The sequence below is a fragment of the Auraticoccus monumenti genome (genome assembly GCF_900101785.1).
Lineage (GTDB): Bacteria > Actinomycetota > Actinomycetes > Propionibacteriales > Propionibacteriaceae > Auraticoccus > Auraticoccus monumenti.
This window is the reverse complement of sequence record NZ_LT629688.1, coordinates 1,837,419-1,860,628: the sequence shown is the minus strand read 5'-3', so window position 1 is coordinate 1,860,628 and position 23,210 is coordinate 1,837,419. Positions and strand designations below refer to the sequence as shown.

23 protein-coding genes are annotated in these 23,210 nt (G+C 73.1%); 2 read left to right on the top strand and 21 right to left on the bottom strand.

Translation table 11 applies throughout. From position 1 onward, the window contains the following. Positions 1-13 precede the first annotated feature (13 nt). The 15 genes from BLT52_RS08590 to groES all read right to left on the bottom strand — a co-directional run bounded on the left by BLT52_RS08590 (position 14) and on the right by groES (position 14,022). Positions 14-1,117: a GuaB3 family IMP dehydrogenase-related protein gene (locus BLT52_RS08590; RefSeq protein ID WP_090592410.1), complete on the bottom strand. Its 1,104-nt coding sequence runs from the start codon at positions 1,115-1,117 to the stop codon at positions 14-16. A 91-nt stretch (positions 1,118-1,208) separates the two neighbouring features. Further along, entirely contained in the window at positions 1,209-2,771 is a 1,563-nt protein-coding gene (guaB, locus tag BLT52_RS08585; RefSeq protein ID WP_090592408.1) for an IMP dehydrogenase, read from the bottom strand. A 46-nt stretch (positions 2,772-2,817) separates the two neighbouring features. Continuing rightward, positions 2,818-3,702, bottom strand: coding sequence for a TIGR01777 family oxidoreductase (locus BLT52_RS08580; RefSeq protein WP_090592406.1), 885 nt, complete (start codon positions 3,700-3,702; stop codon positions 2,818-2,820). A gap of 171 nt (positions 3,703-3,873) precedes the next feature. After that, the gene (locus BLT52_RS08575; protein WP_090592404.1) at positions 3,874-4,275 is read right to left on the bottom strand and encodes a hypothetical protein; all 402 of its coding nucleotides are present in this window, start codon (positions 4,273-4,275) and stop codon (positions 3,874-3,876) included. After that, positions 4,272-4,733: a hypothetical protein gene (locus tag BLT52_RS08570; RefSeq protein ID WP_090592402.1), complete on the bottom strand. Its 462-nt coding sequence runs from the start codon at positions 4,731-4,733 to the stop codon at positions 4,272-4,274. Before BLT52_RS08570 ends, BLT52_RS08575 begins: the two co-directional genes overlap by 4 nt. Positions 4,734-4,741: 8 nt before the next feature. Next, the gene (locus BLT52_RS08565; protein ID WP_090592400.1) at positions 4,742-5,272 is read right to left on the bottom strand and encodes a DNA/RNA non-specific endonuclease; all 531 of its coding nucleotides are present in this window, start codon (positions 5,270-5,272) and stop codon (positions 4,742-4,744) included. Beyond that, positions 5,272-5,769, bottom strand: a complete 498-nt coding sequence (locus BLT52_RS08560; RefSeq protein ID WP_090592398.1) for a WXG100-like domain-containing protein — start codon at positions 5,767-5,769, stop codon at positions 5,272-5,274. The genes BLT52_RS08565 and BLT52_RS08560 overlap by 1 nt, the downstream gene beginning before the upstream one ends. Beyond that, complete coding sequence (locus BLT52_RS08555; RefSeq protein WP_090592396.1) at positions 5,769-6,110, bottom strand: WXG100 family type VII secretion target; 342 nt, start codon at positions 6,108-6,110, stop codon at positions 5,769-5,771. The genes BLT52_RS08560 and BLT52_RS08555 overlap by 1 nt, the downstream gene beginning before the upstream one ends. Next, entirely contained in the window at positions 6,107-6,511 is a 405-nt protein-coding gene (locus BLT52_RS08550) for a hypothetical protein (RefSeq protein ID WP_090592393.1), read from the bottom strand. Before BLT52_RS08550 ends, BLT52_RS08555 begins: the two co-directional genes overlap by 4 nt. Before the next feature lie 62 nt (positions 6,512-6,573). Beyond that, positions 6,574-8,586 carry a GMC oxidoreductase gene (locus BLT52_RS08545; RefSeq protein ID WP_090592390.1) on the bottom strand — a complete coding sequence of 671 codons (2,013 nt, stop codon included), beginning with the start codon at positions 8,584-8,586 and terminating at the stop codon, positions 6,574-6,576. Continuing rightward, the gene (locus BLT52_RS08540) at positions 8,583-9,476 is read right to left on the bottom strand and encodes a carbohydrate ABC transporter permease (protein WP_090592388.1); all 894 of its coding nucleotides are present in this window, start codon (positions 9,474-9,476) and stop codon (positions 8,583-8,585) included. Before BLT52_RS08540 ends, BLT52_RS08545 begins: the two co-directional genes overlap by 4 nt. Then, positions 9,473-10,438, bottom strand: coding sequence for a carbohydrate ABC transporter permease (locus tag BLT52_RS08535; protein WP_090592385.1), 966 nt, complete (start codon positions 10,436-10,438; stop codon positions 9,473-9,475). The genes BLT52_RS08540 and BLT52_RS08535 overlap by 4 nt, the downstream gene beginning before the upstream one ends. A 27-nt stretch (positions 10,439-10,465) precedes the next feature. Further along, positions 10,466-11,797 (bottom strand): ABC transporter substrate-binding protein, encoded by a 1,332-nt coding sequence (locus tag BLT52_RS08530; protein WP_090592384.1) that lies wholly within the window; start codon positions 11,795-11,797, stop codon positions 10,466-10,468. A gap of 298 nt (positions 11,798-12,095) precedes the next feature. Next, positions 12,096-13,700: a chaperonin GroEL gene (groL, locus tag BLT52_RS08525; RefSeq protein ID WP_090592381.1), complete on the bottom strand. Its 1,605-nt coding sequence runs from the start codon at positions 13,698-13,700 to the stop codon at positions 12,096-12,098. Positions 13,701-13,725: 25 nt separating this feature from the next. Then, positions 13,726-14,022, bottom strand: coding sequence for a co-chaperone GroES (gene groES, locus BLT52_RS08520; RefSeq protein WP_090592378.1), 297 nt, complete (start codon positions 14,020-14,022; stop codon positions 13,726-13,728). A 195-nt stretch (positions 14,023-14,217) separates the two neighbouring features. Between groES and BLT52_RS08515 the strand changes: the two genes are divergently transcribed. Beyond that, positions 14,218-15,081, top strand: coding sequence for an alpha/beta fold hydrolase (locus tag BLT52_RS08515; protein ID WP_090592376.1), 864 nt, complete (start codon positions 14,218-14,220; stop codon positions 15,079-15,081). Positions 15,082-15,085: 4 nt separating this feature from the next. Here BLT52_RS08515 and BLT52_RS08510 read toward each other — a convergent pair whose 3' ends face one another. Genes BLT52_RS08510 through BLT52_RS08485 form a run of 6 tightly spaced genes read right to left on the bottom strand, consistent with a single transcriptional unit; the run spans position 15,086 to position 21,723 of the window. Continuing rightward, complete coding sequence (locus BLT52_RS08510; RefSeq protein ID WP_090592374.1) at positions 15,086-16,273, bottom strand: class I SAM-dependent methyltransferase; 1,188 nt, start codon at positions 16,271-16,273, stop codon at positions 15,086-15,088. Then, positions 16,273-17,349, bottom strand: a complete 1,077-nt coding sequence (gene tsaD, locus BLT52_RS08505; RefSeq protein ID WP_090592373.1) for a tRNA (adenosine(37)-N6)-threonylcarbamoyltransferase complex transferase subunit TsaD — start codon at positions 17,347-17,349, stop codon at positions 16,273-16,275. Before tsaD ends, BLT52_RS08510 begins: the two co-directional genes overlap by 1 nt. Next, entirely contained in the window at positions 17,342-17,806 is a 465-nt protein-coding gene (gene rimI / locus BLT52_RS08500; protein WP_090592370.1) for a ribosomal protein S18-alanine N-acetyltransferase, read from the bottom strand. Before rimI ends, tsaD begins: the two co-directional genes overlap by 8 nt. Then, positions 17,803-18,498, bottom strand: a complete 696-nt coding sequence (tsaB, locus tag BLT52_RS08495; RefSeq protein ID WP_231946562.1) for a tRNA (adenosine(37)-N6)-threonylcarbamoyltransferase complex dimerization subunit type 1 TsaB — start codon at positions 18,496-18,498, stop codon at positions 17,803-17,805. Before tsaB ends, rimI begins: the two co-directional genes overlap by 4 nt. After that, entirely contained in the window at positions 18,495-19,478 is a 984-nt protein-coding gene (tsaE, locus tag BLT52_RS08490) for a tRNA (adenosine(37)-N6)-threonylcarbamoyltransferase complex ATPase subunit type 1 TsaE (protein WP_231946561.1), read from the bottom strand. The genes tsaB and tsaE overlap by 4 nt, the downstream gene beginning before the upstream one ends. A gap of 31 nt (positions 19,479-19,509) precedes the next feature. Next, positions 19,510-21,723, bottom strand: a complete 2,214-nt coding sequence (locus BLT52_RS08485) for a DEAD/DEAH box helicase (protein WP_090592367.1) — start codon at positions 21,721-21,723, stop codon at positions 19,510-19,512. Between the two features lie 353 nt (positions 21,724-22,076). Here BLT52_RS08485 and BLT52_RS08480 point away from each other — a divergent pair, with 353 nt between their 5' ends. Beyond that, positions 22,077-23,207 carry a glycosyltransferase family 4 protein gene (locus tag BLT52_RS08480; protein WP_090596497.1) on the top strand — a complete coding sequence of 377 codons (1,131 nt, stop codon included), beginning with the start codon at positions 22,077-22,079 and terminating at the stop codon, positions 23,205-23,207. Positions 23,208-23,210: the final 3 nt, after the last annotated feature.

Genomic DNA, 23,210 nt, shown 5'->3' with positions numbered 1-23,210 from the left:
GCCGGCCCCGCCGTCACGAGATGACCACCTCGACGCGCTGGAACTCCTTGACCTCGGTGTAGCCGGTGGTGGCCATCGAGCGGCGCAGCGCGCCGACCAGGTTCATCGAGCCGTCCGGGCGGCGCGAGGGGCCGAGCAGGATCTCCTCCAGCGGCCCGACCTGCTCGAACTGGACGCGCTCGCCGCGCGGCAGGGTGCCGTGCCAGGCCTCGGAGCCCCAGTGGTAGCCCTGGCCGGGTGCATCGGTGGCCCGGGCCAGCGGGGAACCGATCATGACCGCGTCCGCGCCGCAGGCGATGGCCTTGGCGATGTCGCCGGAGTGGCCCACCGAGCCGTCGGCGATGACGTGCACGTAGCGGCCGCCGGACTCGTCGAGGTAGTCCCGACGCGCCTCGGCCACGTCGGAGATGGCCGAGGCCATCGGGACGGCGATGCCCAGCACCTTGCGGGTGGTGTGCGCGGCGCCACCGCCGAAGCCGACCAGCACGCCCGCCGCACCGGTGCGCATCAGGTGCAGCGCGGCCTGGTAGGTGGCCACGCCGCCGACGATCACCGGCACGTCCAGGTCGTAGATGAACTGCTTGAGGTTGAGCGGCTCCTGCTCGTCGGAGACGTGCTCGGCCGAGACCGTGGTGCCGCGGATGACGAAGAAGTCGACCCCGGCCGCCTCCACCGTGCTGGCGTGCTCCTGGGTGTGCTGGGGGGACAGGGAGCCCGCCACCGGGACGCCGGCCGCCCTGATCTCGGCCATCCGCGCCCCGATCAGCTCGGGCTTGATCGGCTCGGCGTAGACCTCCTGCATGCGGCGGGTGGCCTGCTGGGCGTCGGCGATCCCGGCCAGCTCGTCCAGCAGCGGCTGCGGGTCCTCGTAGCGGGTCCACAGGCCCTCGAGGTTGAGCACCCCGAGGCCGCCGAGGCGACCCATGGTGATCGCGGTGGCCGGCGACATCACCGAGTCCATCGGCGCCGCGACCATCGGGAACTCGAAGCTCTGGGCGTCGATCCGCCAGCCCAGGTTCACCTGGTCGGTGCCGCGGGTCCGCCGCGACGGGACGATGGCGATGTCGTCGAGCGAGTAGGCCCGCTCGGCGCGCTTGCTCCGGCCGATCTCCAACATGTCTCTTCCTCGCCCCCGGGCGCGCGCCCGGATCGTGGGTCCGTCGGGCGGGCCCGGTGGGTCGGCCGCGAGCCGGCCGCTGCGACCGGTCTCAGCCCGAGTAGTTCGGGGCCTCGACGGTCATCTGGATGTCGTGCGGGTGCGATTCTCGCAGACCGGCGGAGGTGATGCGGACGAAGCTGCCACGCTCCTTGAGCTCGGGGACCGTCCGGGCACCGGTGTAGAACATCGCCTGACGGAGCCCGCCGACCAGCTGGTAGGCCACCGCCCCGAGCGGGCCGCGGTAGGGCACCTGGCCCTCGATGCCCTCCGGCACCAGCTTGTCGTCCGAGGCCACGTCGCTCTGGAAGTAGCGGTCCTTGGAGTAGGACGCCTTCCGCCCGCGGGAGGCCATCGCCCCCAGCGAACCCATGCCGCGGTAGGACTTGAACTGCTTGCCGTTGATGAACACCAGGTCACCGGGGCTCTCGTCGCAGCCGGCCAGCAGCGAGCCCAGCATCACGGTGTCGGCGCCGGCCACCAGGGCCTTGGCGATGTCGCCGGAGTACTGCAGGCCGCCGTCGCCGATCACCGGCACCCCCGCCTCGCGGCAGGCCCGGGCGGCGTTGTGGATCGCGGTCACCTGCGGGACGCCGACCCCGGCCACCACGCGGGTGGTGCAGATCGAGCCCGGCCCGACCCCCACCTTGACGCCGTCGGCGCCGGCCTCGACCAGGGCCCGGGCCCCGGCGTAGGTGGCCACGTTGCCGCCGATCACGTCGACCGCGGCGGCGGCCGGGTCGGACTTGAGCCGCTTGATCAGCTCGATCACGCCGCGGGCGTGGCCGTTGGCGGTGTCCACCACGATGGCGTCGACCCCCTCCTCGACCAGCGCCATCGCCCGCTCCCAGGCGTCACCGAAGAAGCCGACCGCCGCACCGACGCGGAGACGTCCCTGCTCGTCGCGGCTGGCGTGCGGGAACTGGTCGGACTTCACGTAGTCCTTGAGGGTGATCAACCCGGTCAGCCGACCCTCGGGGTCGACCAGGGGCAGCTTCTCGATCTTGTTGGCCGCCAGCAGCGCCAGCGCGTCGTCGGGGTGGATCCCGGCCGGACCGGTGACCAGCGGCATCTTGGTCATCACGTCGCCGACCTGGCGGGTGGGGTCGGTCTCGAAGCGCATGTCGCGGTTGGTGATGATGCCCAGCAGCACCCGGCCGGCGTCCACCACGGGGACCCCGGAGATGCGGAACTGACCGCAGAGCTCGTCGGCCTCGGCCAGGGTCGCCTCGGGGCTGATGGTGATCGGCTCGTCGATCATGCCCGCCTCGGACCGCTTGACCAGGTCGACCTGGTGGGCCTGGTCCTCGATCGAGAGGTTGCGGTGCAGGATGCCCATCCCGCCCTCGCGGGCGATGGCCACGGCCATCCGGGACTCGGTCACGGTGTCCATCGCGGAGCTGAGCAGCGGGATGCCGACGCGGATCCGCCGGCTCAGCTGGGAGGAGGTGTCGGCCTCGCTGGGGATGACGTCGGTCTCGTTGGGCTGGAGCAGGACGTCGTCGAAGGTCAGACCCAGGGCCGCGAACGGCTCGGGGACTCCAGCGGCGGTCAGGTCACCGGGCAGGGTCGGCACGTGTTCCCTCTCGGACGGTGGTGCGGGCGGTGACCTCATGCTACCGCCGCGCAACAGCCCTCCCGGACGCGCGGACGCCGGGCGGTCAGCCCCGCAGCAGCTCACCCAGGGTGTCGGAGAGGTCGGTGTCGCGGTGCACGAAGCCCAGCCCGACCAACCGGGTGGGCAGCACCCGCTGGCTGGCCAGCAGCGCCTCGCGCACCAGCTGGGGGCCGAGCAGGAGGTCCAGCGCCCGGGTCGGGGTGGGCACCAGGGTCGGGCGGTGCAGCGCGCGGCCCAGCGCCCGCGTGAGCTCGGTGTTGCGCACCGGGCGGGGTCCGACCAGGTTCACCGGGCCGTCGACGTCGGAGTCCAGCAGGTGCAGCACGGCCGCCACCTCGTCGCGCAGGCTGATCCAGGGCTGGAACTGCTCACCGGTGCCGATCCGGCCGCCGGCGCCGAGGCGGAAGACCGGGGCCAGCCGACCGACCAGTCCGCCCTCGCCCGAGAGCACCAGACCGGTGCGCAGCAGCACGGTCCGGACCGGGGCGCGGAGGGCGGCCAGCTCCCAGTCCTCCACCAGCTCGGCCAGGAAGCCCTGCCCCCTCGGTGCGGACTCCTCGAGCTCGGCCTCCCCGCCGTCGCCGTAGTAGCCGACGGCGGACCCGGAGAGGAACGTGCGGCAGCGGTCGGCGCCGGCCAGGGCCGTGACCACGGTGTTCGTGGTGTCCAGCCGGCTGCTGCGCAGGAGCTGCTTGCGGGCCTCGCTCCACCGCTGGTCCGCGATCCCGGCACCGGCCAGGCTCACCACCGCGTCGACGTCGGCGAGACCCGGACCCGAGACCGCCAGGCGGCCGGGGTCCCACTCGCGCTCGTCGGGGTGCTGCGGTGCCCGGCGCACCAGCCGGACCACCTCGTCGCCGCGCTGGTGCAGCGCCTGGACCAGCGCGCTCCCGATCAGACCCGAGCTGCCTCCGACCGCGATCCTCATCGGGCCATGCTGTCACGCGGGTGCCCGCCGTCCGCGCTCGCCCGGGGTGGGCGGTGCGCCGACCAGGGGTGCGAGGTGCGGGCGCCGGGCGTGCGCGAGGACGGCGCGGCGCGCGTGCCCGGTGCGTCCCGAACCCTCAGCCGGCTGCCACCACCGCACGCCCGGCGCCGGTCAGGAGAGAGCGGCGTACCAGGCGGTGACCGCGTCCGGACCGGGGGCGTCGTACTCGAAGTCGGTGCGCGCGTCGGCCTGGGCCACGTCGTAGGTGACACGCACCTGGCGGACGGCATCAGGCCCCTCCTCCATCCGGGCGAACAACCGCTCCCAGGAGCGGCGCTGCTCGTCGAGCAGCTCGCGCGGGTCCCCCGCGTCGACGACCCTGGCCACCACCTGCTCCGCGTCGAGCACCTTCCCGGCCAGCCGGTAGGCCACTCCTGCTCGGACCAGCCGGCCGTCGTCGAGGCCGAGGAGCCAGATCTGCTCGATGTGGTCGTCGAAGCCCGCGTGCTCGTAGGCCTGCTGCAGCAGCTCCGGCAGCAGGTCCTCGAAGGCGTCGGTCCAGACGGCCGTCACGACGACACCGAGGTCTCGCCGGTCCGCTCGACCTCCGCCCACCAGGCCTCGAAGACGTCGAAGGTCGTGGTCCGGGTCAGGTCGAAGGGCTCGTCCGAGGCGTCCAGCTGCAGCCCACCGTCGGGCGCGGTCCAGCGGGCGACGATCCTCGAGGGTCTGGGCGAGGGCTCCTGCAGCACGCCCGCGGCGCCCTGGAGCAGCTTCACGGCCAGCTCGTCGGTCAGCTGGTCGTTGCGCTCGTCGGAGCCGATCGGCGAGCTGAGCGCCTGGTCCAGGAACTGGCCCGACCACCATCGCCGCCCGACGCGGTAGGCCGGTTCCACCATGAACCCTCCCTCGTCCAGGTGCAGGTAGACCAGCACCTCCTCGACCTCCGGCGACCTGGCGCACGCCTCCCAGGAGTCCCGGACGAGCTCGGCGAGCACCTCACGGCCCGCGGGGCTGATCATGTCGCTCACAGTTCTCCTCAGTTCGTGAACATGGGGTGCTTCAGCCGTCTGCCGTTGACCACCTCGGTCACCGAGATGCCGATCGGCCGGTCCCCGGGACCATAGAGGACCTTGATGTCGACGTCGATCTTGGCCGGTGGGGTCTGGTCGAGCAGACGCGCCCAACGGTTCTCCATGGACTTGTACCTGCCCAGGTTCTGGGAGCTGAGCTGGGCCACGATGTTGTCGTGACGCTGGGAGCCGCCGAAGAGGTCGGCGATCAGGTGCCCGGCGTGGTCGCCCGGCCGCTTGCCCATCGGGTCGTTGGTGTGCGACGCCCGGTTGCCCCGGTGCAGCTGCAGCGGGCGTGCGTGCGCGGACCGGATCCGGCCCTGGGCGTCGGTGGAGTAGTGGTACTTCGCGGTGGTGCCCCGCTTGCCGGTGGTGTACGCGGCGTTCGGCTCCAGCCGCCGCGTCCCCCGCTTGATCGGGGTGTCGACCACCTTGAGGACGTCGTCGAGCATGCTGCCGAAGACGCCCCGCAGCGCCGCCGCGCGACCGCGGGCCATCAGGCGCCGCCCATCAGCTGCTCCAGGGCCAGGTTGAGGGCCAGCTCCAGCAGCCGCCGGGCGATCTCCTTGGCCACCGGGATCCAGGCCAGGGACGCCCCGAAGGTCACCGCAGCCGAGGCGATCGCCGTGGCGATCTGCACCGCCAGCGCGACCAGGTTGACCACGAAGGCCACCTTGAGGGCGATGATCACCGCACCCACCAGCAGCAGGCAGCCGCCGGTCAGGTTGCCGGCCGTGGCCAGCTTGGTGGCGACGTCCTTGACCCCCTCGATGTCGTCGAAGGACTTCTGGAAGGCCTCCATCGCCGGGCCGGAGTTGGCGCCCAGCGCGTGCTGGGCCGCCTGCGTGCCGAGGTTGTTGGCCTCCCCCGCCTCACCCGAGAAGGCCATCCACCGCGAGCCGTAGTCGAAGACCTTGTCCTCGTTGCCCTCGGGCCACTCGAAACCCAGCATGTTGAGCAGGTAGGACACCTCGCCGGGAAGCATCACCGCCATCAGAGACCTCCTCCGGACCCGTCCCAGGTGGATGTGCCGAGCTGGGCGTTCGCGTCCTCGGTGCCGGCGTAGCCCTCGGCCGCGGAGGCCAGGGCGCCGCCGTGGGCCCCGAGCTCGCTGCTGACCGAGTCCACCGTCTCCTGCACGCGGGCCAGCACCGCGGAGTAGAGCATCGAGGCGATGCTGCCCAGGGTGTCGTTGGTGCCCAGCGCCGACACGTCGCCGACCTCGCTGAGGAGCGCCTGCGCCTTGGACAGCAGCTCCTGGGCGGCGTCGTCCATGCCGGCCGCCGCGCGACGCAGCGACTCGGGCTCGAACTGGATCTGGTCGAAGGAGCTCACTGCTTGGCCGCCCTCAGCATCTGGGCCATCTGGTCGGTGTAGCGCTGCATGCTCCGGCCGGCCTCGGCCTGGATCTCGCGCAGCCGGCCCTGCAGGGCGCCGAAGTCGGTGTCGCCCTCCTGCACGGCCTCCAGCACGGCGGCCTGGTACGCCTTGAGCGCGGCGTTGACCGTGTCGCGCACGTGGTCGGCCAGCTCGGCGTTGCTCAACCGCATCGCGGCGGGGTGCAGGTCGAGCTCGGTCACCTCGCCGTCCACCATCGCGACCCTGATGCGGTCGTCGTACCCGGTGGCCTCGGCGGTGACCGGTCGACCCGGCCCCACCTGCTGACCCTGGACCTCTGCGGCCCTGCCTGCCTCGGCGACGAGGCGGTCGAAGACGTCGTCGAACGGTTGCGACATGGTGCTCCCTCCCACGCTCGACGCTAACAGCCGAGGGGGTCGCCGGGCCGCGCCCGGAGCGTTCAGCCGGGCCAGTCCCGCAGGATGCGGTCTCCCACCCGGAAGGCGTTGGCCATCACGGTCAGCGCGGGGTTGACGCTGCCGTTGGTCGGGTGCAGGGAGGCGTCGGCGACGTGCACGCGGCGGGTCCCGTGCAGACGGCCGTCGGGTCCGGTGGCGGAGGTGCGCGGATCCTCCCCCATCCGGGCGGTGCCGCTCGAGTGCTCGCCGGCGGCCGAGGCGGTGGCCGAGCCGTGCCGACGGGCGACGCCCACCGCGCCGACCTCCACCATCCAGCGCGCGGCGGCCTCGGCCATGCCGCGCTCGACCTCCAGCGACGCCGGGTGGGTGTCCTTGCGGATCCTGGCCCCCGGACGTCCCCAGCGGTCGCGGACGTCGGCGAGGCGGACCCGTGAGGTCGGCAGCGGCACCTCCTGGCCGATGCCGAAGACGCCGAAGACGCGACGACGCCCCTCCCGCATCCAGTGCTTGTGCCCCTCGCCCCAGGCCGGGACGCCGGCCACCGGCGGGTCCATCGCCATGGTCAGCGGCAGGATGCCCATCAGGTCGACCAGCACGCCGCCGCCCCAGGGGATGCCGGCGTGCTCGTGGTCGCGGGTGGCGATCGAGTGGCCGGGACCGCGGAAGTCCTTCACGGGCGGGTCGACCTGACCCAGCACGGTGACGAAGCGGTGGTCGTGCAGGTGGCGCCCGAGCTGGTCGTTGCCCAGACCGCTGGCCAGCAGCAGCCGCGGCGTCTCCACCGCACCGGCGGCCACCACCACGACGTCGGCGCCCACCTCCAGCGCGACGGGCTGCCCGGTGGAGGCACCGGCGACCAGCCGGACCGTGGCCGACCCGGCGCCGTCGGTCACGTGCACGGCCTCGGCGTCGAGCAGCAGGTCGCACCGCCCGGTGGCCAGGGCGCGTGGGACCACGGTGTTGTGCGACCCGTTCTTGGCCGCCACCGGGCAGGCGTGACCGACGCACTGCGGGCAGCGCACGCAGGCGGGGCGGCCCTCGGAGGGCACGCTGTTGATCGCCAGCGGGATCGGGCCCCAGCCCCAGCCCAGCCGCTCCGCGCCCGCGGCCAGCAGCTCGCGGGCCGGCTCGGTGCCCATCGCGGGCATCGGGTAGCCGCTGCGCCGTGGCGTCCGGGTGGTCAGCGCGCCGACCTCCCCGGCCACGCCCAGCTCGGTCTCGGCCCGCTCGTAGTAGGGCTCCATCTCCTCGTAGCCCACCGGCCAGTCGGCCAGGCTGGCGCCCTCGGGGTTGCCGTAGGTGCTGGCCATGGTGAAGTCCTCGGGCATGAAGCGCCAGGACATGCCCTGCCAGATCCGGGTGCCACCGCCCAGCAGCATCGCGTTCAACCCGTAGCGGGACGCGCTCTGGTCACCGTCGACGACGGTGGAGTCCTCGCCGTGCTCGGCCACCCGGGGGTGGCCCGGCCCCGGTCCGGCAGACGGGCTGTAGACGGCGTTGCGCTTGCCGTGCAGGTGGTCCCCGCGGAGCTCGGCGTTGGTCATCGGACGGGCCCGCTCGACCAGCAGCACGTGCTTGCCGGCCGCGCTCAGCACCCGGGCCAGCGTGCCGCCGCCGGGCCCGGAGCCGACCACCACCGCGTCGTAGCGCGGGGCCACCTGGGCGGCGGTGACGGTGGGCAGCGGGTCGGGCTCGACCACGCGCGTCCCGGCCGGGACCGGCTCGAAGCCCAGCATCTGCAGCCCGGCCGGGTGGAGACCCGGGCGGGCGGCGTAGTAGCCCTCCCAGCAGACCCGGCGCAGGGCCGCGAGCTCCGCGGCGGCGTCCGGATCGGCCTCCAGCCCGGTGAGGAGCCGGTCCTGCTCGTCGGTGGGCAGGGCGTCGAAGCCGAGCCCGGCCAGCCGCTGGGTCAAGGACCCCAGCAGCGGCCGGGCCCAGCCCAGGTCCGGAGAGGTGGTCAGGTGGTGCTCCACGCCACCGGACCACCCGGCGGGCCAGCCGTCGGCTGGGACGACCCGGTCGACGGCTGCCCGCAGCTGCTCCGTCCCGGTCATCGACCGGCCAGCGAACCGCCGATGCCCCCCACGCTGAAGTACTTGTTCAGGAAGGCGAAGACGATCACCGGCGGGAGCATCATGATGACCGCCATGGCCATCACCGGTCCCCAGTTGGTGGTGTTCTGCTGGAAGAAGGTCTGCAGCCCCACCGGCAGGGTGAAGTTGGCGTTGGAGCGCAGGAACACCAGGGCCACCAGGTAGTCGTTCCAGGCCAGCAGGAAGCAGAAGATGGCCGTGGACAGCACCCCCGGCAGGGAGTTGCGGAGCACGATCCGCGCGAACCCGCCGAAGACGGAGGCCCCGTCGATCCAGGCCGCCTCCTCCAGGGCCACCGGGATCGTGTCGTAGTAGGCCGTCATCATCCAGATGGCCACCGACATGGTGGACCCCACGTAGATGACCGTGATGCCGGCCAGCGTGTCCACCATCTGCAGCTGGGCGAAGAGGATGAACAGCGGGATGACCGAGATGACGATCGGCACCGACTGCACCACGAAGAGCAGCAGCGAGTACCCCGAGACCAGCTTGTTGCGACCCCGGGAGAGGACGTAGCCGGCCGGGGCCGCGACCACCACGGCGATGACCACGGTCACCAGCGCGGTGAGCAGGCTGTTGCCGAGCCAGGTGAGCACCTGGGTGCGGCCCAGCACGATCTCGAAGTTCTCCAGGGTGGGGGTGCTCTCCGAGCTGCCCAGCCCGGGCCGGAAGGAGAGCCAGACGACGGCCGCGATGGGGACCAGCACCACCGAGGTGATGACCCCCATCAGGAGGAACCGCCACCACTGGCCACGGGCGCTCCGCTCGGTGACGTCGCCCTTGCGGGGTGCGCCGGTGCCGAGGCGACGGGGCGCCAGCGCCGCCGGCGCGTTCGGGGTGGAGGTGCTCATGCGATGTCGACCTTCCGGATCTGGCGGTACAGCACGACCGAGATGATGACCAGCGTGATGGTCATCAGCAGGGCGATGGCCGTGCCGGGACCGGTCTGGTACTGCGCGAACGTGGTGCGGTAGGACAGCACCACCAGGGAGGTGGTGGCGTTGACCGGCCCGCCACCGGTCAGCAGGAAGATCGTCGGGAAGTCGTTGACGCAGAAGATCGTCATCAGGATCCAGCTGATGTAGGTGGACCGCGAGATCAGCGGCAGCGTCAGGTGGGTGAAGAGCTGCCGCCGGCTCGCCCCGTCCACCCGGCCGGCCTCGTAGACGTTCTCGTCCACCGCGGCCAGCGAAGCCGACATCATCATCATCATGAAGGGGAAGCTGATCCACACCTTGAACAGGCACACGGTGATCGTGGCCAGCAGCGGGTCGGCCAGGAACAGCAGGCGCGGCAGGCCGAGCGCGTCGACCAGGATGGGCAACGGGCTCTGGGGCGTGGCCACCAGCCAGTTCCAGGAGGTGGAGGAGACCACCACGGGAACCACCCAGGGCAGCAGCAGCAGCACCTTGAACACCCGCCCCGCCGGGATCCGGGTGCGCAGCAGCAGCGCCAGGGCCAGCCCCACCAGCCAGCTCCCGAACACCCCCACCAGGGTGAAGAGCAGGGTGAACCGGGCGGCGGCCCAGAACCCCGGTGAGGTGAGCACCCGGCGGAAGTTGTCCAGGCCGACGAAGTCGCCGGCGGAGATGAGGGTGCCGTTACGCAGGCTCTGCATGGTGCCGTACAGCACCGGATACAGGTTCAGCAGCGCGATGAGCAGCACCGAGGGCGTCACCAGCAGCAGCAGGGTCAGCGTCCTCGCGCTGGGCCCCCGGCGGGCGGGACGGCGGTCCTGCTGCCGTCCCGACCCGCCGGGGGCGACCCCGGCCCGTGCTCGTCGTACGCGTTCGGTGAAGGCCACGTCGGTCATGGGTCCAGCTCCGTTCGTGAGGCTGGATCAGCGGGTGATGGCGTCTTGGATACCGGCCTGCAGCGCCTCGAGCGCGCTGCGGGCGTCGGTGGCCCCGGTCAGGATGGACTGGGTGAAGGTGTCGATGATCGGCGTGGCGTCGACGCTGGTCACCCCCTGGAACAGGGCGGCACCGCCGGGGGCGGCCCACGTCCTGGCGATGGGCTGGTACTCGGAGATGATCTTGACGTTGTTGGCGTCCTCCTGGAACTCCGGCGTCTCGGTGATCGAGATCAGCGGCGGGAGCCCGATGCCGGTGCCCTCGGTCCACAGCCGCGCCATGTTCTGGTAGTAGTACGTCACGAACGCCTCCGAGCCCTCCTGGCTCGGCGTGTCCTGGTACATCATGATGTTGTTCGGGAAGTAGAGCATCCCCTGCACGCCGGCGGGGCTGGTCAGCGGGGAGTTGACCACGATCTCCTCGCCCACCTCACCGCCGATGTTGGCGGCGAGCCCCGCACCGTCGAAGCCCATCCCGAACCGGCGGGCGCGCCACTGCTCCTGGACGTTGTCGCTGGTGTAGGTGGCCGAGGCCGGGTCGACGTAGCCCTTGGAGACGCACTCCAGCACGAACTCCATCGCCTCGATGTTGGCGGGGGTGACGCAGTCGGGCTGCTGCTCGGCGTTGAACAGACCGCCGCCGTTGCCGATCATCCAGCTGACCAGGATGTGGCCGCCGGTGAAGCGGCCGGAGCCGGACCCGTCGCCGTAGCCGTAGACGTCGATGGCCTTGAGCGCCTCGCAGGCGTCCAGGAAGGACTGCCAGTCCGTCGGCGCCTCGGTGCCGGCCTCCTCCAGCAGCGTGGGGTTGACCCACAGCACGCGCATGTCGAGGTTGTAGGGCACCGCGGCGTAGCCGCGCTCGGTCTGCATGGTGTCGATCAGCCCGGGCAGGAAGTCCTCGTAGAGACCGTTGCCCTTCCAGCTCTCCAGCAGGTCGTCGGCGTAGGCGATGGCGCCCTGCTCCTCGAACAGGAAGGCCTGCGTCCCACCGCCGGAGCTCACCGCGGGTCCGGTCTGGGAGGCCACCGCCGAGGAGAAGGTCTGGGTGAAGTTGGCCCACTGCACCGTCTGGTAGGTCGCCGTCGGCAGCCCGTCGGCCGGGACGTACCCGGTGACGATCTCCTCGTCGGTCGGGTTGAACTCGTCGTTGCCCCACGGCATGTTCCAGAAGCTGATCGGCTCGGTGGAGCCGCCCCCGCCGCCACCGCCCTCGCCGCCACCGCTCTGGCAGGCCGCCAGCACCGCACCGGCGGACAGGCCGCCGGCCGCGCCCAGCAGACCACGACGGCTCAGCTCGAATCCTCGGTTGTTCCCCATCGACTGCTCCTCCAGTCAGGAGGGGCGGGCGCTCACGCCAGACCCTCGACTCCGTTGTCGTCCGGCCCCCGTCCGTGGCGCAGGAAGGATCCTCGCCGGCGGGGGTCGCACCTTGATCGTTGGTCATGCCGGGGCCCACGTCAAGGAGTATCGAGGAACCTGCAACAAATTCGAGACCTAAGCGCTTACGTGCTGAGGGAGCGCTCTCACGACGCCGACCCCTCTCGGCGCCGGACGCACGAGGGCCCCGTTCGCGTGGCGGACGGGGCCCTCGTGGCACCTCAGGGAGGGGACGGCGTCAGTGGCTGTGGCCGTGCTCGTCGTCCTCGTCCGCGGGCTTCTCCACCACCAGGGTCTCGGTGGTGAGCAGCAGCGAGGCGATCGAGGCGGCGTTGGCCAGCGCGGAGCGCGTCACCTTCACCGGGTCGATCACGCCGGCGGCGATCAGGTCGCCGTACTCGCCGGTCGCGGCGTTGTAGCCGTGGCCCGGCTCGAGCTCGGCCACCTTGGAGGTGATGACGTAGCCCTGCTCGCCACCGTTCTCGGCGATCCAGCGCAGCGGCTCGGCCACCGACTTGGCCACGATCTTGACCCCGGCCAGCTCGTCACCGGTCAGGCCGAGACCGTCGGAGAGCACCTTGGCCGCGTGGATGAGGGCGGAGCCGCCACCGGCGACGATGCCCTCCTCGATGGCCGCACGAGTGGCCGAGACGGCGTCCTCGATGCGGTGCTTCTTCTCCTTGAGCTCCACCTCGGTGGCGGCGCCCACCTTGATCACGCACACCCCGCCGGCCAGCTTCGCGACCCGCTCCTGGAGCTTCTCGCGGTCCCAGTCGGAGTCGGTGCCGGCGATCTCGGCCTGCAGCTGCGCGACCCGGTCGGCGACGGCGCTGGACTCGCCCGCACCGTCGACGATGGTGGTGTTGTCCTTGGTGACGACGACGCGACGAGCGCGGCCGAGCACCTCCAGACCCACCTGGTCGAGCTTCAGACCGACCTCGGGGGCGACGACCTGACCACCGGTCAGGATCGCGATGTCCTCGAGCATGGCCTTGCGACGGTCACCGAAGGCCGGGGCCTTGACCGCGACGGAGGTGAAGGTGCCGCGGATCTTGTTCACCACGAGGGTGGACAGGGCCTCGCCGTCGACGTCCTCGGACACGATGAAGAGCGTGCCGGAGGCGCCGATGATCTTCTCCAGCAGCGGCAGCAGGTCGCTCATCGAGGAGATCTTGCCGCTGTGGATGAGGATGTACGGGTCGTCCAGCACGGCCTCCTGACGCTCGGCGTCGGTGACCATGTAGCCGGAGATGTAGCCCTTGTCGAACTGCATGCCCTCGGTGAACTCGAGCTCGGTGCCGAAGGTGTTGGACTCGTCCACGGTGATGACGCCGTCCTTGCCCACCTTGTCGAAGGCCTCGGCGATCAGCGCGCCGATCTCCTCGTCACGGCTGGAGATGGTCGCCACCTGGGACATGTCCTGGGTGGTCTGCACCTCCCGGGCCTGCTCGCGCAGACGGGCCTCGACGGCCTTGACGGCCTGGTCGATGCCGCGCTTGAGACCGATCGGGTTGACCCCGGCGGCGACGGCGCGCAGACCCTCGTGCACCAGCGCCTGGGCGAGCACCGTCGCGGTGGTCGTCCCGTCACCGGCGACGTCGTTGGTCTTGGTCGCCACCTCCTTGGCCAGCTGGGCCCCGAGGTTCTCGTAGGGGTCGCTCAGCTCGACCTCGCGGGCCACGGTCACACCATCGTTGGTGATGGTGGGGGCGCCCCACTTCTTGTCCAGGACCACGTAGCGGCCCTTCGGACCGAGCGTGACCTTCACGGTGTTCGCGAGGATGTCGACACCGCGCTCGAGCGAGCGGCGGGCCTCCTCGTCGAACTGCAGGATCTTCGCCATGTGTTGCTCCCTCAGCTGTCGGTGATCACTTGGTGACGACGGCGAGGATGTCGCGCGCGTTCAGGAGCAGCAGCTCCTTGCCGTCGTACTTCACCTCGGTGCCGCCGTACTTGCTGAAGATGACGGTGTCGCCCTCGGCGACGTCGAGGGGGACACGGTTGCCGTTGTCGTCGACGCGACCGGGGCCGGTCGCAACGACCTTGCCCTCCTGCGGCTTCTCCTTGGCGGTGTCGGGAATGACCAGGCCGGAAGCAGTGGTCTGCTCGGCCTCCAGCGGCTCGACGAGGATCCGGTCCTCGAGCGGCTTGATCGTGGTTGCCACGTCAAACCCCTTTCACGGGTTCAGTGTTCTTGGTCGTTGTCCATGCACACGCCGGGGCGTCGTCGCGGTGCCGTCCCGTCGTGCTGGCACACTCACGGGGAGAGTGCCAGCTCCGACGATAGGCCCGGCTTAGCACTCGGTCAAGCCGAGTGCCAGCACCGATGAGTCCGCCCCCGTGAGGTGGTCCCACCCGTCATGACGACACACACCCTGAGCACCGACGGCGCCGAGCTGGTCTACGACGTGAACGGACCCCTGCCCCCGGCCGACAACCGCCCGCCCCTGCTGCTGGTCGGCCAGCCCATGGACGCCAGCGGCTTCCGGGCCCTGGTGGCCGGGCTGCCCGACCGCACCACCGTCACCTACGACCCCCGCGGGCTCGGCCGCAGCGTCCGCACCGACGGCCGCACCGACCACGACCCCGTCCAGCAGGCCGAGGACCTGCACCAGCTGGTCGAGGCGCTCGGCGCCGGGCCGGTGGAGCTCTTCGCCAGCAGCGGCGGCGCGGTGACCGCACTGGCCCTGGTGGCCGCCCACCCCGGGGACGTGCGGACGCTGGTGGCCCACGAGCCCCCGCTGATCGGGTTGCTGCCCGACGCCGACGCCGCGGTCCGCGCCAACGAGGCGGTCCGAGCCGCCTACACGTCCTCGGGCTTCGGTGCCGGGATGGCCGCCTTCATCGCGATGACCTCCTGGCAGGGACCCTTCACCGAGGAGTTCCTCGCCCGGGCGCCCGCCGACCCCGCCGCCCTCGGTCTGCCGACCGAGGACGACGGCTCGCGCGACGACCCGCTGCTGTCGGACCGGTCCGACGCCGTGGTCGGCTTCCGACCCGACGTCGCCGCGCTGACCGCGGCACCGACCCGGGTGGTGGTGGCCGTCGGGGAGGAGTCGGTCGACGTCCTCACCGGCCGGACGTCGGCGGCCACCGCGGAGCTGCTCGGTCAGCAGGTGACGGTGTTCCCCAGCCACCACGGCGGCTTCGTGGGTGGCGAGCACGGCTACGCCGGACAGCCCGAGGCCTTCGCCCGTCGGCTCGAGGAGGTGCTGGGGGCCTGAGCCCTCAGCGGCCGGCGGGGTCGGTGACCCGGTCGGCCAGCACGGCGCGGGCGCCCTGCGGGGTGCGGGTCAGCAGCAGCGTGACCGCCTCGGGCCCGGACGGCTTGAGCCGGCGGCGGAGCACGGCGGGGTCGAGGTCGAGGCCGCGCTTCTTGATCTCGAGCCGGCCGATCCCGTGCTGGTGCAGCCAGGCCCGGACCGTCTTCTCCTTCCACGGCAGCACCTCGCGCACCCGGAAGACGTCGACGAAGGGGCTCGCCGGGGCGGTCGGGGCGCTGAGGTAGGCGATCTGCGGGTCGACGAGGTGCGCGCCGAGCTCCTCGGCCAGCACCGCCACCCCGCCGGCCCGGACCACCGAGCCGGCCGGCTCCAGCAGGTAGGCGCCGATCTCGCCCACCGGCGCCCGCCGCGACCGCTCACCCGCCGGGACGCGCAGGCGCTCACCCCCCGGCAGCAGGGTCGCGGTGCGGGTGCCGGGGTCGGCACCCGGACCGGACCAGAGGCAGACCTCGACGGTGTCGCCGCGGTGCGTCACCCACTCCGCCTCGACCCCGTCGGGCAGCAGCGAGTGCGGCAGCGCGGGGCCGAGCTTCACCGCGGCGGGCTCGGCACGGGTCAGCAGCGAGGAGACGAGGTCCCAGCCCGGGCTGAACTGGCTGACGTCCCAGAGCCGGCCCCGGGCGTCGCGCCGGGCGGGGTCGCAGTAGGCGGCGACCCCGGGGCCCAGCAGGGAGCCGACGTCCTCGGCCGGCCCCTCCACCACCTCGGCGAGCCCGGACAGGTTGGCCCGGGCGACCGCGGCGGTGACGGGGTCGCGCTCGACGGCGACGACCCGGAGCCCCGCCCGGGCGAACGCCAGCGCGTCGGCGCCGATCCCGCAGCCCAGGTCCACCACCGCCCCCACGCCGGTGGCCGCCATCCGACGGGCCCGGTGGTCGGCGACCTCGGGCCGCGAGGCCTGCTCCAGACCGTCGGGGGTGAGCAGCAGGGTGGCGGCACCGGCACCGAACTTGGCCACCGCGCGACGTCGCAGGGTCTCCTGCTGCAGGGCGGCCGAGGCCAGCGCCGGGTCGACCGAGCGGCGCAGGGTGGTCGCCGCGGCCGGGCTGCTCGGGTCGGGCTGGGCGGCGGCCAGCTCCAGGGCGCGACGTCCCTCCGTCCCGCCGAGCCGCTCGACCAGGGCCGCCTCCATCAGACCAGGACGCGGCTGACCGGGAGGCCCGGGTCCACCCCGAGGTCGGGGGACGACGGGCGCCCGCCGGCCCGGACGACCTCGGCCCCCAGGGCGGCGATCATCGCGCCGTTGTCGGTGCACAGCGCCGGCCGCGGGATGCGCAGGGTGATCCCGGCCTCGGCCGCGCGCTCGGCCAGCAGCGACCGGAGCCGGGAGTTGGCCGCGACCCCGCCGCCGATCAGCAGGTGGTCCGCGCCGGCGGAGCGGCAGGCGTCGACCGCCTTGGCGGTCAGGACGTCGCAGACCGCCTCCTGGAAGGACGCCGCCACGTCGGCCAGCGGCACCTCGACGCCGTCGCGACGGGCGGTCTCCACCCACCGGGCCACCGCGGTCTTGAGCCCGGAGAAGGAGAAGTCGAAGCGGTGCCGGACCAGGTCCTTGGGCACCGTCAGCCCGCGCGGGAACCGGATCGCGCGCGGGTCACCGCCGGCGGCCGCCCGGTCGATCACCGGGCCACCCGGGTAGGGCAGGCCGAGCACCCGGGCCACCTTGTCGTAGGCCTCCCCCGCGGCGTCGTCGATGGTGGCGCCCAGCTGGGTGATGTCGGTGGCGACGTCGCCGACCCGCAGCAGCGAGGTGTGCCCGCCGGAGACCAGCAGCGCCACGCAGGGTGTGGGCAGCGGTCCGTGGTCGAGCAGGTCCACGGCCACGTGACCGGCCAGGTGGTTGAGGCCGTACAGCGGCTTGCCGAGCGCCGCGGCCAGGGCCTTGGCCCCGGCCATCCCGACCACCAGCGCCCCGGCCAGACCCGGCCCCGCGGTGACGGCGACCGCGTCCACCTCGGAGAGGTCGACGTCGGCGGTCCGGCAGGCGCGGCGGATGGTGGGCACCAGGGCCTGCAGGTGGGCCCGGCTGGCCACCTCCGGCACCACACCGCCGAAGCGGACGTGCTCCTCCACGCTGGAGGCGACCTCGTTGGCCAGCAGGGTGTGGCCGGAGACGATGCCCACCCCGGTCTCGTCGCAGGAGGACTCGATGCCGATCACCAGGGGCTGGCCCGGCTCGCGGGGCGGGCGGGTGGCGGTGTCAGTCATCGTCGCGCTCCAGTCGGCGTCTCATCACGACCGCGTCGCTGCCCCGGCCGTAGTAGCCCGGGCGACGGTCGATCTCGGCGAACCCCAGCCGCCGGTAGAGGGACAGCGCGGCGACGTTGTCGGCCCGCACCTCCAGCAGCAGCTGGCTCGCCCCGGCGTCCCGGCAGCTGCGGACCGCCTGCTCGACCAGCGCGGCGCCCAGGCCGTGCCGGCGCTGGGAGCTCTCCACCACCACCCGGTGCAGGTCCGCGGAGTCGCCCACCACGCGGCAGGAGATGACGCCCAGCAGACCGCCGTCGCCGGACCGGGCCACCCAGACGAGTCGGTCGAAGCCGCGCAGCTCGGCGGCCCAGGTGCTCTCGCTCCACTGCTCGCGGGGGTCGAAGCTGGACTCCTCCAGCTCGACCACGAGCTCCAGGTCGTCCGGGCGGGCCCGGTCGAGGTCGGGCACGCTCATCGCGGGCCCTCCCGACGGGGCCGCGGGCGCAGCCGCGGCGGCGGTCCGACCAGGGTGGACTTGGGGCGTCCGGGCACCGTGGCGTCGGGACGGCGCAGGTAGCGCGGCTCGAGGCCGGTGTCGGGCAGCAGGTCGACCTCGAGGGCCATCACCCCGGCGTCCAGCGCGCCGGCCAGGCCGGTGCCGCGGGCGGCGAGACCAGGGTCGACGTCGGTGCCGGGGCCGGCGACGGGCAGCGCGGGGAGCGAGTCCGGGGCGCCGACCTCAGGGCCCTCCAACCGGAGGCCGGTGGCGTCGTGACGCGACCAGTACACCTCGCGGCGACGGGCGTCGCTGACCACCAGGAACTCCTCGGGGGCTGCCCCGGACCGGGCGACCTGCCGGGCCAGCACGTCCAGGCTGGTCACCCCGGTGAGCGGCACGCCCAGGGTGAGGGCCAGCACCTCGGCGGTGGCGATGCCCACCCGCAGACCGGTGAAGGGACCCGGACCGGTGCCCACCACCAGCCGCTCGACGTCGGCCAGGGACAGCCCGGCCCCGTCCAGCACCGAGCGCACCAGCGGGAGCAGCTGCTCCACGTGGGCCCGGGTGTCCTCGAAGCGCTGCGAGGCCAGCAGCTCCCCGCCGCGGGCCAGCCCCACGGCCGCCACCGTGGAGGTGTCCAGGGCCAGCGTCAGCCGGGCCCCGCTCACCGTGGCTCCCCCGTCAGCACCGCTCGCAGGTCCACGCCGTCCCAGCGCTCCCCCACGGCGGTCACCTGGACGGTGCGCACGTCCGAGCCGGGCTCGCGGGCCACGTCCACCTCGAGGCGGTGCGGGGCCAGCTGCTCGGCCCGCCCACGGCCCCACTCGACCAGGGTGACGTAGCCCGGCCCGCTGCTCGGCAGGTCCAGGTCGTCGAGCTCGTCGGGCGAGCCGAGGCGGTAGGCGTCCACGTGCACCAGACCGGGGCGCTGCCCGAGCGGCGGGTGGACGCGGGAGAGCACGAAGGTCGGGGAGATGATCGGGTCCGCGACCTGGAGACCGCGCCCCAGGCCCTGGGTCAGTGTGGTCTTGCCCGCCCCCAGCGGCCCCTCGGCGACCACCAGGTCACCGGGGCGCAGCACCCCGGCGAGCCGCTCCCCGAGCTGCTGCATGCTCTCCGGGGTCGCGGCCTCGACCGTCACGGGGAGGGTCCGGGCCAGGATGACCCCGTGGTCACGGTGGTCGACCACCCGGTAGCCGTGGCGCTGCCACCACCGGGTCAGGGCGGGGAACTCCTCGCGGGCCAGCAGCTCCACCGAGGTCAGCCCCATCTCCGAGGCCAGCCGGTGGGCGGCGGCCACCATCTCCGCGGCGATCCCGTGCCCCTGGAAGTCCGGGTGGACCGAGACCCGCTGCAGGGTGCCCACCGAGGAGCGGGCACCCTCGCCGGGGACGACGAGCAGCACCCCGGCCAGGCGGTCCCCCATCCAGGCCGTGACCCCGCTGCCACGCTCCAGCAGGGCGCGGATGCTCTCGGCGGTCTCCCGCCCGGCGGTGGCCGGCGGGTCCACCGGGGGCCGGGCGGCGAAGGCCGCGTGCACCACCTCGACGATCGCCCCGGCGTCCTCGGGGCCGGCCAGCCACAGCGACCGCTCGGTCCCGGGGTCACCCGGGGCGGTCGCCGCGGCGGCGGAGTCAGCGCGGATCACCGGCACAGTGTAGGGAAGTCCGCGGGGCCGCTCAGCCGTGACGGCTGTCGCGACGACCACGTCCACCGGTGGGCCGACCGCCGCCGAAGGAGCGGCCACGACCACGCGCGCCACCCCCACCGGGACGGCTGCTGCGGACCTTGACGGGAGGCGCGATCAGCGTCTCGTACTCGCGGTCCTCGATGGCCGGGCGGGACGGCTTGCGGGCCCCGGTCGACCGGTACACGCGCTCGTCGTCCAGGGTGACGTCCTCGGCCATGATGCGGACGCCGGCCTGCTTGACCAGACGCGCCACCTCGTGGCGCTGGTGCGGCAGGGACAGGGTCACCACGACACCCTCGCCACCGGCGCGGGCGGTGCGCCCGGCGCGGTGCAGGTAGTCCTTGGAGCTCATCGGCGGGTCGACCTGGAGCACCAGGGAGACCTCGTCGACGTGGATGCCGCGGGCGGCGACGTCGGTGGCCACCAGGACCGGCACGCCGCCGTCCTTGAAGGCGGTCAGGATCCGGCTGCGGGCGCCCTGGGTCAGGCCGCCGTGCAGCGCACCGGCCATCACGCCGGCCTCACGGAGCTGGCCGGCGATGCGGTCCGCGCCGCGCTGGGTGCGGACGAAGACGACGGTGCGGCCCTCGCGGTTGGCCACCTCGGCGGTCAGCGCCTGCTTCTCGAAGGGCTTCACCTGGTAGACGATGTGCGTCATCGTGCTGACGGTGGCCTGGCCCGAGTCGACCTCGTGGGTCACCGGGTCGGTCAGGTACTCCCGCACCACCCGGTCCACCCCGCGGTCCAGGGTGGCCGAGAACAGCAGCCGCTGGCCCTTGGGCGGCACCGAGTCCAGGATTCGGCGGACGGCGGGCAGGAAGCCCAGGTCAGCCATGTGGTCGGCCTCGTCCAGGACGGTGACCTCGACGTCGCTGAGGTCGGCCTCGCCCTGGTCCATCAGGTCGATCAGGCGGCCGGGGGTGGCCACCACGACGTCGACGCCCTTGGAGAAGGCCTTGAGCTGCGGCCCGTAGGCCATGCCGCCGGCGATCAGGACGACGGACAGACCCAGGGTGCTGGCCAGCGGGGAGAGCACGTCGGCGACCTGCATGGCCAGCTCGCGGGTGGGCACCAGGACCACGGCGCGGGTGCGACCGCGGCGGCCCTCGGCCAGGCGGGTCAGCAGCGGCAGCCCGAAGCCCAGGGTCTTGCCCGAGCCGGTCTGCCCGCGGCCCAGCACGTCCTTGCCGGCGAGCGCGTCGGGGATCGTGGCGGACTGGATCGGGAAGGGCGTGGTGATGCCCTGCGCCGACAGCGCGTCCACCAGGACGGCAGGCAGACCGAGACCGGCGAAGCCGTTGTCGGCACCGGCCGGGGTGAGGGACTCCACGTCCACCGCGGTGGCCTCGCTCCAGCTCATCTGGTCCTCGACGTCACGCTCGTAGCCGCTCACCTGCTGCCACTCGGGACGACGCTCGTCACGGTCGCTGCGCGGGGCACGCTCGGGCCGGCTGTCGCGGCTGGCGTGGCTGCGCTCGGCGAAGCGGTGCGGCCGGGACTCGAAGCGGCGACCGCCGTGCTGGTCGGCCGGCGGGCGGCTGCCGCCGCGGCTGTGCGCCGGGCGGTCGCGCCACTCGTTGCGCGGGGCGCGGTCGTCCGTGCGGGCGCCGCGGTCGTCGGAGCGGGGGCCGCGGTCGTCGGAGCGGGGGCCGCGGTCGTCGGAGCGGGGGCCGCGGTCGTCACGCTCGAAACGGGGCTTGCGGTCGTCGCGCTCGAAACGGGGCTTGCGGTCGTCCCGCTCGAACCGGGGAGCACGGTCGTCGCGCTCGAAACGGGGCTTGCGGTCGTCCCGCTCGAACCGCGGGCCACGGTCGTCGGTGCGGGGGCTGCGGTCGTCACGCTCGAAGCGCGGCTTGCGGTCGTCGCGCTCGAAACGGGGCTTCCGGTCGCCCCAGCGGTCCTCACGGGCGGTGTTCGGGCGGGCCGGACGGTCGTCACGGCGCGGTCGGTCGCTGCGCTCGAACGCGGGACGGTCGCTGCGCTCGAAAGCAGGACGGTCGCTGCGCTCGAAAGCAGGACGGTCGCTGCGCTCGAACGCGGGACGGTCGCTGCGCTCGGTGCGCGGGCGGCCGCCGCTCTTGCGCGGGTCGTGCCCGCGGGTGGCGCGCTCGGCGCTGCTCCAGCGCTTCTTGGCGGTGCCGTCGGCCTTGTGCGACTTGGCACTGGCCTTGCCGGCGGGGGTGGAACTGTACTTGTCGGACACGCAGACTCACATCCGGGCCACGTGGGGCCCCGTCGTGGGCACGCCCGTCCCGGTGATCTCGTCATCGGGGGGAGGTAGGGCGAGCCGCGTGCGCCACGACGTCTCGGCTCACCCGTGGGGAGCTGTGCCAGGCGCATCATTTCCCGAACTGCGCTGCGCAGCCGGGGACTCGTGTACATTACCAGCCCCACCCCGGAAACGGAGAATCCCACCCGCGGGTCGCCCGACCGGCTCCCACCGGCGTGCCACCATGGAGGCGTCCGGCGTGCCGGCACCCGTTCGTCACCGACCGTTGTGCGACACGTCTGCATTCCACCGTCGGGAGGTCACTGAGTGAGGATGGGGTCGTGGGTGTGCGCGTAGCGATCGTGGCAGAGAGCTTCCTCCCGTCGGTCAACGGTGTCTCCCACTCGGTGCTCCGGGTGCTGGAGCACCTGCGCGAGGCCGGGCACGAGGCCCTGGTGATCGCACCGTCCAGCGGCGGCCAGGTGCCGTCCTCCTACGCGGGGTTCCCGGTGGTGGCGGCCCCCTCGGGCACCTTCCCCGGCTACCCCGACCTCCCCTTCGGCGTCACCACCAGCCTGCGGATGGAGACGGTCCTCGCCGACTTCCGCCCCGACGTGCTGCACGCCGCGGCCCCGATCAGCATGGGGCACAAGGCGATCACGGTGGCCCACCGGATGGGCATCCCGACGGTGGCGATCTACCAGACCGAGTACGCCTCCTTCGCCACCCGCTACTGGATCGGGCCCGCCCAGTCCTTCATCTGGCGACGGGTGCGCCACTCGCACTCGCTGGCCACCATGACCCTGGCCCCCTCCTCCTACACGCGCCAGGAGCTGATCAACCGCGGCATCCCGCGGGTGGGGCTGTGGGGCCGCGGGGTCGACTCCGTGCGCTTCTCCCCCGCCCACCGTGACGAGGCCTGGCGCCGGGAGGTCGCCCCCGGCGGGGAGCGGATCATCGGCTTCGTCGGGCGCCTGGCGCCGGAGAAGCAGGTCGAGGACCTCCGCGTGCTGGCCGACCTGCCGGGCACCCGGATGGTGGTGATCGGTGACGGTCCCCGACGCGCGGAGCTGGAGCAGCAGCTCCCCCAGGCGCTCTTCCTGGGCCAGCTCACCGGCGACGCGCTCCCGCGGGCGATGGCCAGCCTGGACGTGCTGGTGCACCCCGGTGAGCTGGAGACCTTCTGCCAGACCATCCAGGAGGCCCTGGCCAGCGGCGTGCCCGCGGTGGCCCCGGCCCGCGGCGGCCCGATCGACCTGATCGACCCCAGCCACACCGGCTGGCTCTACCCCGCCGGCGACCTGGCCACCATGCGCAGCCAGGTCCAGGACCTGGTGGGTGACGACCGCAAGAGGCACGCGTTCGGCCGGGCGGCGCGCGAGGCCGTCCGCCACCGCAGCTGGAGCGCGGTCTGCGCCGACCTCGTCGGGCACTACCGCACGGCCGTGGACGCCCACCGCCTGCAGGGCGTGGTCTGAGCC

What these genes read in the sequence shown, in the direction of transcription:
- guaB (WP_090592408.1), bottom strand. Translation starts at nt 2,771, where the DNA reads ATGAGGTCACCGCCCGCACCACCGTCCGAGAGGGAACACGTGCCGACC.
- BLT52_RS08535 (WP_090592385.1), bottom strand. Translation starts at nt 10,438, where the DNA reads ATGACCGACGTGGCCTTCACCGAACGCGTACGACGAGCACGGGCCGGG.
- BLT52_RS08545 (WP_090592390.1), bottom strand. Translation starts at nt 8,586, where the DNA reads ATGACCGGGACGGAGCAGCTGCGGGCAGCCGTCGACCGGGTCGTCCCA.
- BLT52_RS08560 (WP_090592398.1), bottom strand. Translation starts at nt 5,769, where the DNA reads ATGGCGGTGATGCTTCCCGGCGAGGTGTCCTACCTGCTCAACATGCTG.
- tsaD (WP_090592373.1), bottom strand. Translation starts at nt 17,349, where the DNA reads ATGACTGACACCGCCACCCGCCCGCCCCGCGAGCCGGGCCAGCCCCTG.
- BLT52_RS08565 (WP_090592400.1), bottom strand. Translation starts at nt 5,272, where the DNA reads ATGGCCCGCGGTCGCGCGGCGGCGCTGCGGGGCGTCTTCGGCAGCATG.
- BLT52_RS08530 (WP_090592384.1), bottom strand. Translation starts at nt 11,797, where the DNA reads ATGGGGAACAACCGAGGATTCGAGCTGAGCCGTCGTGGTCTGCTGGGC.
- BLT52_RS08540 (WP_090592388.1), bottom strand. Translation starts at nt 9,476, where the DNA reads ATGAGCACCTCCACCCCGAACGCGCCGGCGGCGCTGGCGCCCCGTCGC.
- BLT52_RS08580 (WP_090592406.1), bottom strand. Translation starts at nt 3,702, where the DNA reads ATGAGGATCGCGGTCGGAGGCAGCTCGGGTCTGATCGGGAGCGCGCTG.
- BLT52_RS08550 (WP_090592393.1), bottom strand. Translation starts at nt 6,511, where the DNA reads ATGTCGCAACCGTTCGACGACGTCTTCGACCGCCTCGTCGCCGAGGCA.
- BLT52_RS08590 (WP_090592410.1), bottom strand. Translation starts at nt 1,117, where the DNA reads ATGTTGGAGATCGGCCGGAGCAAGCGCGCCGAGCGGGCCTACTCGCTC.
- BLT52_RS08510 (WP_090592374.1), bottom strand. Translation starts at nt 16,273, where the DNA reads ATGGAGGCGGCCCTGGTCGAGCGGCTCGGCGGGACGGAGGGACGTCGC.
- rimI (WP_090592370.1), bottom strand. Translation starts at nt 17,806, where the DNA reads ATGAGCGTGCCCGACCTCGACCGGGCCCGCCCGGACGACCTGGAGCTC.
- groL (WP_090592381.1), bottom strand. Translation starts at nt 13,700, where the DNA reads ATGGCGAAGATCCTGCAGTTCGACGAGGAGGCCCGCCGCTCGCTCGAG.
- BLT52_RS08515 (WP_090592376.1), top strand. Translation starts at nt 14,218, where the DNA reads ATGACGACACACACCCTGAGCACCGACGGCGCCGAGCTGGTCTACGAC.